General features: G+C 65.8%; 13 protein-coding genes and 1 tRNA gene. 3 read left to right on the forward strand and 11 right to left on the reverse strand.

Annotated elements, in window-relative coordinates; all coding sequences use genetic code 11:
* Positions 1 to 45: 45 nt before the first annotated feature.
* Both upp and QFZ30_RS17080 read right to left on the reverse strand, forming a co-directional pair.
* On the reverse strand, positions 46 to 681 hold the full coding sequence (upp, locus tag QFZ30_RS17075) for a uracil phosphoribosyltransferase (RefSeq protein WP_307078224.1): 636 nt from the start codon (positions 679 to 681) through the stop codon (positions 46 to 48).
* Positions 682 to 694: 13 nt separating this feature from the next.
* Complete coding sequence (locus QFZ30_RS17080; RefSeq protein WP_307078226.1) at positions 695 to 1525, reverse strand: phosphatase PAP2 family protein; 831 nt, start codon at positions 1523 to 1525, stop codon at positions 695 to 697.
* Positions 1526 to 1585: 60 nt separating this feature from the next.
* Here QFZ30_RS17080 and tadA point away from each other — a divergent pair, with 60 nt between their 5' ends.
* On the forward strand, positions 1586 to 2092 hold the full coding sequence (gene tadA, locus QFZ30_RS17085) for a tRNA adenosine(34) deaminase TadA (protein WP_307078227.1): 507 nt from the start codon (positions 1586 to 1588) through the stop codon (positions 2090 to 2092).
* A gap of 6 nt (positions 2093 to 2098) precedes the next feature.
* On the opposite strand, the gene QFZ30_RS17090 is transcribed toward tadA, so the two are convergent.
* The 7 genes from QFZ30_RS17090 to QFZ30_RS17120 all read right to left on the reverse strand — a co-directional run bounded on the left by QFZ30_RS17090 (position 2099) and on the right by QFZ30_RS17120 (position 9123).
* Positions 2099 to 3322: a DNA glycosylase AlkZ-like family protein gene (locus QFZ30_RS17090; RefSeq protein ID WP_307078229.1), complete on the reverse strand. Its 1224-nt coding sequence runs from the start codon at positions 3320 to 3322 to the stop codon at positions 2099 to 2101.
* The gene (locus tag QFZ30_RS17095; RefSeq protein WP_307078231.1) at positions 3319 to 4437 is read right to left on the reverse strand and encodes a glycosyltransferase family 4 protein; all 1119 of its coding nucleotides are present in this window, start codon (positions 4435 to 4437) and stop codon (positions 3319 to 3321) included. The genes QFZ30_RS17090 and QFZ30_RS17095 overlap by 4 nt, the downstream gene beginning before the upstream one ends.
* 5 nt (positions 4438 to 4442) lie before the next feature.
* Positions 4443 to 4838 carry a 6-pyruvoyl trahydropterin synthase family protein gene (locus QFZ30_RS17100; RefSeq protein WP_307078232.1) on the reverse strand — a complete coding sequence of 132 codons (396 nt, stop codon included), beginning with the start codon at positions 4836 to 4838 and terminating at the stop codon, positions 4443 to 4445.
* Positions 4839 to 4841: 3 nt separating this feature from the next.
* Positions 4842 to 5909 (reverse strand): dehydrogenase, encoded by a 1068-nt coding sequence (locus tag QFZ30_RS17105; RefSeq protein ID WP_307078234.1) that lies wholly within the window; start codon positions 5907 to 5909, stop codon positions 4842 to 4844.
* A 218-nt stretch (positions 5910 to 6127) separates the two neighbouring features.
* Positions 6128 to 7282: an HNH endonuclease signature motif containing protein gene (locus QFZ30_RS17110; RefSeq protein WP_307078236.1), complete on the reverse strand. Its 1155-nt coding sequence runs from the start codon at positions 7280 to 7282 to the stop codon at positions 6128 to 6130.
* Complete coding sequence (locus tag QFZ30_RS17115; protein ID WP_307079105.1) at positions 7279 to 8586, reverse strand: IS256 family transposase; 1308 nt, start codon at positions 8584 to 8586, stop codon at positions 7279 to 7281. Before QFZ30_RS17115 ends, QFZ30_RS17110 begins: the two co-directional genes overlap by 4 nt.
* A 93-nt stretch (positions 8587 to 8679) precedes the next feature.
* The gene (locus tag QFZ30_RS17120) at positions 8680 to 9123 is read right to left on the reverse strand and encodes a hypothetical protein (protein WP_307078238.1); all 444 of its coding nucleotides are present in this window, start codon (positions 9121 to 9123) and stop codon (positions 8680 to 8682) included.
* A gap of 200 nt (positions 9124 to 9323) precedes the next feature.
* Between QFZ30_RS17120 and QFZ30_RS17125 the strand changes: the two genes are divergently transcribed.
* Together QFZ30_RS17125 and QFZ30_RS17130 are read left to right on the forward strand one after the other, a co-directional pair.
* A tRNA-Ser gene (locus QFZ30_RS17125) sits at positions 9324 to 9413 on the forward strand.
* 554 nt (positions 9414 to 9967) lie between these two features.
* Positions 9968 to 10492, forward strand: coding sequence for a hypothetical protein (locus QFZ30_RS17130; RefSeq protein WP_307078241.1), 525 nt, complete (start codon positions 9968 to 9970; stop codon positions 10490 to 10492).
* A 155-nt stretch (positions 10493 to 10647) separates the two neighbouring features.
* Here QFZ30_RS17130 and QFZ30_RS17135 read toward each other — a convergent pair whose 3' ends face one another.
* A complete protein-coding gene (locus tag QFZ30_RS17135; protein ID WP_307078243.1) occupies positions 10648 to 11220 on the reverse strand; it encodes a hypothetical protein in 573 nt (190 codons plus the stop codon).
* Entirely contained in the window at positions 11217 to 11573 is a 357-nt protein-coding gene (locus QFZ30_RS17140; protein ID WP_307078244.1) for a hypothetical protein, read from the reverse strand. Before QFZ30_RS17140 ends, QFZ30_RS17135 begins: the two co-directional genes overlap by 4 nt.
* Positions 11574 to 11741: the final 168 nt, after the last annotated feature.

Below are 11741 nucleotides of genomic sequence, written 5' to 3' on the forward strand. Positions count from 1 at the left end.
CCTCTCCTGCGGCACGTTTGGTGACGCAGGCGAGCGGTACAGAAGCTAGCCTGCGATGCCGTAGAGGCGGTCGCCGGCGTCGCCAAGTCCGGGGACGATGTAGGACTTCTCGTTGAGCTTCTCGTCAATGGAGGCCAGCACGATTGTCACGTTGGCGCCGGAGAGTTCCTCCTCCAGCCTGGCAAGGCCCTCCGGCGCGGCGAGGAGGCAGATGCAGGTCACATCCGACGCGCCGCGCTTGAACAGGAACTTGATGGCCTCGCGCAGGGTGCCTCCGGTGGCCAGCATGGGATCCAGCACAAAGATCTGCCGGTCCGTGAGGTTCTCCGGGAGCCGCTCCGCGTAGGTGATGATGTCCAGGGTTTCCTCGTCCCGGGCCATGCCCAGGAAGCCCACCTCTGCGGTGGGGACCAGCTTGGTCATGCCCTCCAGCATGCCCAGGCCCGCGCGCAGGATGGGGACCACCAAGGGCGTGGGCTTGGTGAACGCCGTGCCAACAGTGGTGCTGATCGGCGTCTGGATGGTCACGGGCTGGGTGCGGACTTCGCGGGTGGCCTCGTAGGCGAGGAGCGTAACCAACTCTTCCGTCAGCTGCCGGAAGACCGGGGACGGGGTGTTTTTGTCCCGCAGGACAGTGAGCTTATGGGCGACCAGCGGGTGGTCCACAACGAGAGTGCGCATGGGTCAAAACATATCACCCGGGGGTGGAGCCCTTGCCCGTGGAACTGCCGCCTGCGCCGCTCTCCGCTGAGCCGTCCCTGGCTGGTCCGGCGCCCGTGTGGTCCTCGCGGAGCACAGGGTGGTCGAAGGTTGGCGCCGGCCCGGCATGCTCGCGCTTCCGTGTCAGATGGAACAGCCGGTGCGCGAGGATGACCAGCCCCGTCCAGGCAAGCCCAAGGAACCAGGCGGCCAGCACATCGGTCATCCAATGGTGGCCAAGGAACACCCGGCTCAGGCCCATGGCAATGATAAAGATGGTCCCGGCGGTGATGGCAGTGATACGCACCCACAGCAGATCGAACTGGAGGCACATGATGTACACCAGGACGCTGATCACTACGGTGGTGTTGAGCGTGTGCCCGCTGGGAAAGGAAGGCGACGACTCATAGGGCGGCACGGCCTCTGAGTGGTCCGGGCGGGTCCTGCCCACCAGCCGTTTGCCCACGGTCGTGGCCAGTATGGAAACCGTTGCAGCGCCACCCACCAGGATGATGGGCCGCCAGGTCCGGCTCAGGAACGTCAGCCAGGCCGTCAGGATACTGGCCAGGATGGGCATGCCGATGCCCCCGCCGACGTTGGTGAAGGCCGTCACTCCGACATCCAGCTCAGGAGTCCGCAAGTCCTGGGACAGCTGCAGAGCCGGAATGTCCAGGGACGCCAGCCCCTCGTCGTCCACCACGTTTGCGTAGACTTCAGCACCCAACAGGGCCATCGTGACCACCAGGGCGCCACCGACCATGAGCGTGATCCACAGGGCGGCGTACGGCTTGAACCATTGGACTAGGCGGTCTCTGAGGGTGTCCATGGCGGCCTCCCGGCGTCAGTGCATGCACGGCTGGATATCCTTCGAAACTATCATTGAGCCATGGTCCCCGCAGAAAAGAAACACCGCGAGTGGATGGGCCTTGCCCTGGCCGAGGCCAAGCGCGCTCTTGATACGGACGACGTGCCGATCGGCGCCGTGGTGATAGGGCCCGACGGCGCCGTGCTGGGTTCCGGACGGAACCAGCGGGAGGCGCTTGGAGACCCCACCGCCCATGCGGAGGTGGTGGCCATCCGCCAGGCGGCGGACCGCTTGCGGGGACTGTCCGTGCAGGGCGGCGGCACCGGTGACGGCTGGAGGCTGGCGGACTGCACGCTCGTCGTCACCCTGGAGCCCTGCGCCATGTGCGCCGGCGCAGTGGTGCTGGCACGGATTCCCCGCGTTGTTTTCGGTGCGTGGGACGAGAAGGCAGGCGCCGCAGGCTCCGTGTTTGACGTGCTCCGCGAGCGCCGCCTCAACCATTGGGTGGAAGTCTATGCCGGCGTCCGGGAAGAGGAATGCAGCGCGTTGCTCAGGGAATTCTTCGCCGGACACCGCAGCCAGCTGTAGCCCGGCTCAGCCTGCCGCGTCCAGCGCATCGATCCGGTTCTTCCGCGACGCCGGGGAGTCCAGGCTGAAGGAGCGGAAGTCCCCCAGCTCATCCCGGATCCAGGCTTCCACCTCGGCGATCCGCTGCATGGCTGCCGGGTCGGGCCCGTCGAAGAGCCAGTGCGCGATCCGCTCTTTCCCAGGATCGTATTGCCAGAGCCCGATAATCCGGCCGCGGTCCAGAATGGGATGGTCCGGGAGGTCGGCCTGCAGCGCCAGCGTTGAATCCAACACTTTCTTGCCCCTGTCCTGCTCGGCGAACATGTCCCCCGAGTTCCGGCGGAGCAGGACAAGGGAGTCGGTCCCGGCCAGCAGCTGGATCTGCTGCTCCGCCGGTGCCTCAAACAGGGCGAGCCGGTCGACGTCGTCGGGCAGCATCCACAGCACGTCACCCCCTGCGGTGGGCACTTCCACGGCCCCAACGGCGGCGAAAGCCGCCTTGGTGTCCGCCACCGTGAACCCGGTGAACCATTGCGACTGTTTGAAGGTGGCGCCGCCGGTCCAGCCGAGATAGCGCTCCAGGAGGAGGCAGCGGACGTCAGATTCCTCCATGGTGGTGGGCGGCAGTCCCCACAGTGTGTAGGCGTAACGCTGCTGGTCCAGCCTGCCATTGACGGGCACTCGCCGTATCCTGCCGTCCGCCTGCAGGAGGCCCAAGGCTGTGGGCAACGTGGTGGCGGCACCCTTTTTCTTTCCTTCCTCACCGAGGCTGCGGACCGAATCGCCCAGCTCGTCCTTGAGCTGCCTGGGGTCCAGGGGGCCACCGGCCTCGGCCAGGGCGTGGAGGATCTGCTCTTCCAGGAGAGTTATTTCACCGCGTTCCACTCCCATCCTGGCCAGTACCCGGAACGGCGCCACCGCTGCGCCGCGGCCTACCTGGAGTCCCCAGGCGAAGTCGGCCTGGCCCACGACGTAGGTGCAGCCGCGCGCGGTGGGGAGTTCGTGGATCTTCAGCGAGAGGACATCGGCGTCCGCCTGTGGGCGGCTGATGCCAGCGCGGGCAAAAAGGGTCAGGTATGGATTGGCGCCGCCAACCGAGCGGGCCCAGCCGGCCTGTGTGAAGACTTCGGCAGCGCTGGCACCCTGCAGGGCGCCGTCCAGGCCCTGCTTATGCCAGGCCCAGGCCCGCAGCAGTTCGGGGGTGAGGAGCTGAGGATCCAGACTTGTGGCGGGAGGTGCGTGCGTGGTCATGCCTCATTGTCCACCGGCGGTCCCGGCTGCGGTAGCCGTTCCTTTGGCGGGGCCCCCACGATGTCCATGACAGTCCGTGCCGTGGTTTCCCATCCGGGCAGGTTTTCCCGCGCAGCGAGCGCCGCCGCCCGCCAGCCGGTGTGGAGGCCGGCTTCCTCCAGCCATTGCCGGATCGCCCCCGCCAGCCCCTCCGCAGGATTGCTGGACAGGTCGACGGCGGCACCGGGCAGCATGCCGTCCCGAACATCCGTCTCCCCGGCAGCCAGGCTTCCGAACGCCAGCGCCTCCACGGCTCCCGTGCCGTCCCGGATGATCACCGGGATCCCGCGGGCGAGCGATTCCGTGACCACCAGCCCGAACGCTTCTGCCTTGGATACCAGAAGGCTCAGGTCGGCGCGGTTCCATTCGGCATCGAGCGGCGCCCCCGTCAGCTGGCCCATCAGCCGTATCCGGTCTTCCAGTCCGTGGCCGGCAACCGCGGCACGGACGAGTTCCGCGTACTCCGGGTCGGCGTGGTCGGATCCCACCAAGGACGCCGTCCAGGCATGGTCCTGGAGGCGGGCCAGCGCCTCCACGGTCAGCAGTTGGTCCTTGTTGGGCAGGAGCGCCGCTACGGCAATGATGTGCGGCGGGTCCGAGCCTTCGGCCACGGGGGCGGGGTCCGTTCCGGGCAGTGCAACGTGGCTGTCGGTCAGGCCGTGCAGCGACGTGATGCCTGCCGCGGCGGAGGTACTGGTACAGATGACGCCGGTGGCCGCACTCAGCGACCGGGCCTCGTTCCCGGGGTGGCTGGCGGACGGCATGTGCAGCAGCACCCAGGTCTGCCGCCGCGCGGCCGCTGCGTACTCCAGCTCGTCAGGGGCGCCGCAGGCGATCAGACCGTCCACGAGGGTGACTGTGCCCGCGGTGATTTCCGCCTGAGGTCCCCACGCGCCGAGCAGGCCGCCCAGCCGCCGTCGTTCTTTAGCAGTGGCCTCTGGCCAGGAGCCATCCGCCGCTATCACCTCAACCTCAACGCCCAATGCCCTCAGCCCCTGGGCGAGGCGGGCGTTGTACACGTTGCCGCCAGAATTGTGGCGGATATTGGCGGGGACCAGGAGGCGGAGGCTGCGCACGGGAGTCAGGCGGAAAGGTCCAGCGAGTACGTGGCCCAGGCATCGGGATTCTCGCGCAGGGTGACGTCGATCCCGGCGAGTTCACGGCCGTCGTCGCCATCTTTGATTTGCTCGGCCACGGCCTGGGCGATGTATTCGGCGAGTGCCTCGGTGGTGCTGAGTCTGCCGGCGAAGTCCGGGTGCTCGTCCAGGTTGCGATAGTTGAGCCCGGCCAGCACCTCCTCGATGATGACGCCGGCCGCACCGATGTCCAGCACGATTGCGTCGTGGTTCAGCGCACGACGGCGGAAGCCCACCTCCGCCACGAAGGTTGCGCCGTGAAGGGCCTGGGCCGGGCCGAACGCCTCCCGCGGGAGGCTGTGGGCGATCATAAAATGGCGTCGGACGGTCAAGCTGAACACGGGCTACCTCTTGTCTTGGGGGTCGGTGTCTTGGGGGTCGGTGTGTTTGGGTTCTGGATCATTGGGGTCGGCCGTCTGGGCGCCCGGGTATTCGATCACGTGGCACAGGGCTTCCAGCTTGCCGTCGGAAAGTCTCTGCACCACGTCCGGCAGGTCCGCGAAGGGCGATGCGCCGCTGAGGAAAACGTCGAAGACCGGGTCCTTCAGGAGCGAGACGGCCAGGTCCAGGCGGTCCGCGTTGGTCCGCCGGTGACGCCTGGCCCGGGAAACCACTCCTACCTGGCTGGCGCGGATGGAGAGGCGGCGGGCGTGGAAGTCCTCACCCAGCGGCAGCGTGACTGCATGGTTGGCGTACCAGGACATTTCAATGATGACGCCTTCGTCGCCCGCCAACTGCAGGCTTCGCGCCAAGCCCTCCTGGGACGCGGAGCAGTGGAACACAATGTCGCAGTCCGCCAACGCTTCATCGGGGTGGGCAAACTCGACGCCGAGGGTCGCTGCGAGACGTTTTCGTCCCGGGTCCAGGTCCACGAGTTGCAGGCGGGCCAGCGGGAAGGTGCGCAGGAGGGTGGCAACCATCCCGCCCACCAGCCCCGCACCCACGACGGCGATCCGGTCCCCCAGCCGGGGGCCAGCCTCCCAGAGGGCATTGATTGCGGTTTCCACCGTGCCAGTGAGCACAGCGCGGCGGGAGGGAACGCCGTCCGGAATCCTGGTGAGGGCGTCGGTGGCGATGACGTAGCGGTCCTGGTGCGGGTTCAGGCAGAAGACTTTCTGGCCTACCCAGCCTTCCGGCCCTTGTTCCACGACGCCCACGGAGAGGTAACCGAACTTCACGGGGGAAGGGAAGGAGCCTTCCTGGTGGGGTGCCCGCATCTCCTTCGCCACCCTGGGCGGGACAGAGCACTTGTGGACCACCATCTCCGTGCCCTTGCTGATCCCGGAGTACAGCGTGCGGACCAGTGCTTCATCCGGCCCCGGCGCGGGCAGGTCCTCGGATCTGAGCTCACCGTGCTCCGGGCCCGTGGTCCAGTATGCGGTTGCCTGCGCTGCTCTGCCTGATTTAGTCATCTTGCTTACGAATCTAGTCTGCCTCGGGTTGCGGGCAAAGCCTGCCTCGGGTTGCGGGCAAAGCCTGCCTCGGGTTGCGGGCAAAGCCTGCCTCGGGTTGCGGGCAAAGCCTGCCTCGGGTTGCGGGCAAAGCCTGCCGGCGCGAACGCCCGTCGCGGCGCCGGCGGGTCCCAGCAAGGAGCCAGGGCCCCACCAAGTCTCAACCGCAACGTTCTGGGTCAGCCGCAATGTTCTGTGTCAGCCGAGCCAACCGACGCACAGTTCCAAGCCGACTCCCAGGCGTGCCAGTCCGGCCAAGGATCTTCGAGCGGCAGGGGACAGCCCAAATCGTCCATCCCTGTGGCGGGCACTGGGTCTTCCCTGATCCAGGTGTCCATTGGCCGGTCGTCCATTGGCGCCAGATCCGGCCAGTCGGGTGGTTCCCAGTCCTGCTCTTCGCTGGCATAGTGACGGCCCCTCGGTGAGGTCCAGCCCGGCGGTTTGTCCGGGGTGGCATCGGTTGGTTTCCAGCGGGTCGCGTGTTTGAGTCTGTGATGTTTGGGGCAGGGTTGGCCCAGATTGCTGACACCGGTGGTCCCGCCGTCGTTCCAGGCGAGGAGGTGGTCTGCTTCGTTGTCGAGGGAGTGGTTGTTGCAGCCGGGGAACGGGCATTTCCCGTCCCTGAGCCGCAGCCATTGGCGCATGGCCTTGGGGATGCGGTAGCTGGTCCGCCCGATTTCCAACGGGGCCCCGTCGCGGGGGTCGGTCAGGACCCGGTGGAACGAATCAGCCCCATCGGCGACGAGGCGGCGGGCCATCGACGCCGGGATGGGACCGTGCCCGTCAAGGGTGGCGGGTTCGGTGCCTGCGCCCATGAGCGAGGACATGGGGACGGTGACGAGTACCTGGGCTTTCGGGGACGGAACTCCGTCTGCAATGCCGTCAAGCAGCCAGGCGGCGGCAAGATCCGCTCTGAGCTGCGTCAGGTTCCGATGCTCATCCGGACCCTGCAGGGCGCGGGCGGCGGCTGTGGCCCGGTTCCAGATGCCGGCTGCCTGGTCGGCCGGGAGGTAGGCGGAGAGCCAGGCCATGCCGTCCCGGTCCGGCGCGTACTCGAGCCTCCGGTCCTTGGCGCTCTTGGTGTGGCGTGCTTCGATACTGTCCGGGTGGTGGCGTTCCCGCCAGGTCCTGGCCTTGTGCCGGAACCGGGACGGGACAAGTTCTCCTGCGGGGCCGCCGCGGGCTGGGTTAGGGGCGTCGGGGTCCAGGAAGTGCGCTTCAAGGGCGGTTGCAGCCGCGGGGTCGAGGTTGGTGGTTTCCTCGACCATGACCCGGGCGTGCTGCCACGAAATCGAGCCTGTCAAGTTATTTGTGTAAGAGAGGTGGAGCCTCATCGGTTTAGGTAGGGTCCGAGTCTGTCGGGATAGTTCAGAACGAGGACGCCAAGGGCTTCGCTCCATCCTTGCGTGAAGGTTCCCTCTATGAGTTTGTTGACCGTCTTGGCACGGTTCTCCCGGGCTCGGCCCTCAAGTTTGGCCCGGTCGCTGGCGCGTTTGTCCTCGATGTTGCAGATCGCCAGCCAGAGCAGTTTCACGGCGGCCTGGTCGTTGGGGAAATGCCCGCGGTTCTTGATGATCTTGCGCAGCTGGTAGTTCAGCGACTCAATCGCGTTGGTGGTGTAGATGATCCGACGCACCGGCGGCGGGAACGCCAGGAAGGGGGTGAATTTCTCCCAACCGTTCCGCCAGGTTCGTACAGTCGCGGGATACTTCCGTCCCAGATCGGAGGCCTCGAACGCGTCGAGTGCCTCCTGCGCTGCATCGGCCGTCGGGGCGGTGTAAACCGGCCGCAGGGCGGAGGCGACCTTCTTCCGGTCCTGGTAGCCGATGAAACGCATCGAGGCACGGATCAAGTGAACGACACAGGTCTGGACGGTCGCGGCCGGCCACGTCGCGCCGATCGCCTCAGGGAAGCCAGTAAGCCCGTCGCAGCAGACGATCAGGACGTCCTTCACACCGCGGTTGGCGAGTTCCGCGCAGACCCCTGCCCAGAACTTCGCGCCCTCGGTGGCTTCGACCCAGATCCCCAGAACGTGCTTGATGCCGTCCATGTCCACGCCCACGGCAATGTGCGCGGCACGGTTCTGCACCTGGTGTCCGTCGCGGACCTTGATAATGATCGCGTCCAGATACAGGATCGGATAAAGCGGCTCCAAGGGTCGCTTCTGCCATTCGAGGACCTCGTCCAGGACCTCGTCGGTGATCTTGGAAATCGTCTCGTGGGACAGCTCCGTGCCGAGCGTGGATTCCAGATGGTGGGCGATGTCCCGGACTGTCATCCCGCCGGCGTAGAGGCTGATAATCATGTCATCCAGACCACCCGTCCGGCGGGCACCCTTCGGCACCAGATGCGGGGTGAAGGACCCTTCGCGGTCCCGAGGCACGGCCAGATCCACGTCCCCGGCAGAGGTTCCAAGTGTCTTCGGATACGACCCGTTGCGGGAGTTGGGCAGGAAACGCCCGATCGGATCGCCCTTGTCATAGCCCAGATGCCCGGAGAGCTCGGCCTGCAGCCCGCGTTCCAGCGAGGCCTTGATCAGCTGCTGAATGAAACCGTCTTTGCCGTCGAGTTCCAACTGCCCGGAATCGATCTGGTTCATCAGCTCATCGAACGCACCCGAAGCCTTCAACGCATCCATGCTGCCAGCCGCCGCGGCCTTGCGGGCCAACTGCTCTACCAGCTCTTCACGCGGTTTCGTCATAGCCACAATGATTCTCCAATCATCCAGCGACTACAGCCCTCCTACACAAACAATCTGACACCCCCACGAAATCGTCCCGGCCTGCAGGGCCGACAGCGTCAGCGGCAAGGCCGTGGTCAGGTCGTGGGACTCTGCCAGCAGGGCCCCGGCGGTGCGTTCACTGACGGTCATAACGCACGCGACCTCGGCGACGATGGCCATCTCCTGCGCGGTGCGCTCCTGCGGCAACGCCTCCGGCGCTGCCATAACCCTTGTGGTGTCGGCGAACCCGGCTGCGGCGCGGACTATCAGGGCTGCCGTCTTGGCTTGCAGCCGGGCCCCTTCCGCCAGGATCTCCAGCCAGTCATCAGCCTGTTGCCGCAGTAGATCAACACCAGACCCGCCCGCGGGCCCCTTCCGGCGGACAATCACACCCACGGCAGCAACGGAAGCCTCGATGGCCTCCAGCACCTCTACTGCTGCCGTGTTCTCCATACCCACAGCATCCCAGGAGCCTCCGACAATAACGGCGCAGCAGATGGCCTATGTGGATAACCTGCGACCGACCGGGTCGCCAGCGCAGCGATAATGGTTTCCACCCGGGCGCCTCGGCGAGCCCGGGCAAAGGACGCGCCCTACGATGGGGATGCACCGTTTTGGGGATGCGCGCCATGCTCCGGTACCCTATTCAGGTTGGTGACGTGTCCGAGCGGCCGAAGGTGCAACACTCGAAATGTTGTTTGGTGTCAAAGCCAACGTGGGTTCAAATCCCACCGTCACCGCCATGAGAAAGGCCCTGCTTCCCTTATAAACAAAGGGAAGCAGGGCCTTTTGTTTTGTCTGGAAGAGCCAGCGGTAACGCAGCAGCAACAAATTACCCGCAGCCTTCTGTGTTCTGCCGCGCCGGGGCACCGCGCGGTCTGCGAACGACAGGCATCGGGCCGGCCGGATGGCCGCGGCAAGAAACTAGCTGGACGCTGTCATCCCCGGCTGGCGGCTGGAAATGTGCTCTTGTCAGCGGCAGATCATCGACGCCGCTTCTGGCGGTCTGTTGCCTGAGTAGTAGCCCCTTCCCCCGGGCTCACTCTCACACCACTCCTCAGCAGCCATGCCGCCAAAAGAATGCGCAGCCGGATAAGACGCAACAAGCAGCGCGAGAGCCGCCAAAACGCGCTCTACTCACCCCGTCAGTCTAGGTGCCCAAGTCATTTGCTGGCTCCGACAATTTGAGCTCTTCGGCCGCCTGCTCGATAGTTAGGAAGCAGCGGGCGCGCGGCTCATCCGTCACCGGCACATCCTAGGGCGCGACCCCGTTCGGAAGCGGTCGTAGACTCGGGTCATGAAGACGGGTAGGGGGATCCTGGGAATCGCTGTGCTGCTGGGAGCCATGCTGCCTGCCTCTGGCTGCGGCACTGCCTGTCCTGCCATCGGCTACGTCAGCACCATCGAGGTGATCGTTGAGGGTGACACGACGGCAGTCCATGAGGTCCAAATGTGCACGGACGAAGGTTGTTCCGCGCCTGAACCCACCGCTGGGCCTGCCCCGTCGGTCATCGTTTCCGATCAATGGGTACCGCTGCCCAACGGGGGCTTCTCCCCTGCGCCTGGAGCAAGCATTCCCCCGCCCACCTACCCGGACGCGCCGTTCCTCAGCTACAAACCTTCCGTCGGCAAGTGGGCCTTCTACCCAGCCGCGACAGGCAACGGCACACCGGACCGGATCACCCTGCGGGCCCTCGCCGACGACGGCTCGGTGCTGTCGGAGCAGGTGAACGACCTGGAATGGACAAAGGAAGACCCGTTCAACCCCTGCGGCAGCCCGGTCACGACACCGCAGATCGTCTTCATAGTGCGTGAACGATGAGAACCGATGTCGTACGCCGCTTCCGGCTCGGAGCTGCCACCTTCTGCACCGTGATGTTGGTGTCGCTTTGACAGCCGAGAGTCACTGAAACCCCTCATCCGTCCAGATCACGGTGACCGGCACAGGCAGGAACGAACCGTGCACCTTGGACCCGTTCAAACAACGAATGTGGTGGCCCCGCACATCAGCCGCAGCTCGTCGCCGGCCGCTTCCAGTCGGCAGTTCTGGTCTTTCACCCGAGGCCAGCCGGAAATTTCAGGTGCGCTGCGGGCCCGCTTGTAGTGGAGGTCGTCGTGCTCGGTGTAGATGTCAACGCTGTCGCCGTCGAAACCATCTTGGGTGATGAGCATGGAGCGTCCGTCCGCGGCTACCACCTTCACGGTGTCCCCTATGCCGATGGCGCCCAAATACGCGAAGCCGAAGATGATGCCCACGTACGGCACCACCGCTGCAGCCGCCATGGCAGTTGTCCACCCGGCAATCCGCCGTGGCAATTTCCGCGGGATGCGGCCTATCAGCGCCGCGAGCAGGAGAAACAGGCCAACGGCGCCGGACACGAGCGCCACAATCAGGAACCAGGAGGCGATGGAGTCCCCAGGGATGCCGGCGTAGAGCAGCAGGTCTTCCCGGGCAGCAGCACCATACGCCTCATCGATGGCATGGTCTGCCCAGGCAGCCAAGGAAGCAACAGTTAGAAGTGCTGCACCCCAGATCTCGCGTCGGCTCATAGGCTGCTGGCCTGAGCCGAGCGCTGGCTCTCAGCCCTGGTTTGGGCATCCCGTATCGTTGCCGTCACCGCGACGTGGATGACCTCCAAAAGTGCGAGGGCCGGCAGCACCAGCAGGGCCTCCAGCGCGAGCACGCCCTCAAAGACCCCGGCAAAGGAGTCGTCCTTCATGGCTGACGGAACAGACCTGCTCGCTGCAACCGCGAGCGAGAAGAACACTGCGGCCGCCGCGGCCAGCCCGCCGAACAGGACCCAGCGGGTATAGCGGTAGGCCTGGTGGCCGGCGGTGCCCAGGCTGGCGTGCACCAGCCAGAGGACCACGGCGATAACGGGTAGGACCAGTAAAGGGCTCATCGCTCGCCCCGCATGGTGTCGATATTCCGGTGCAGTGGCTGCTGTGCGTCCCCCAACGTCATTGGTTCAGCCTACCGTCGCGAGGAGGCACATGGCGCTTGCTCTGATAGGTCGCATCTTCCTGGTGCACCGCTGCTCACTGCAAATCTTCGAGAGCGGCGGTGAGGT

The organism is Arthrobacter pascens (assembly GCF_030815585.1).
In the GTDB taxonomy this organism is placed as follows: domain Bacteria; phylum Actinomycetota; class Actinomycetes; order Actinomycetales; family Micrococcaceae; genus Arthrobacter; species Arthrobacter pascens_A.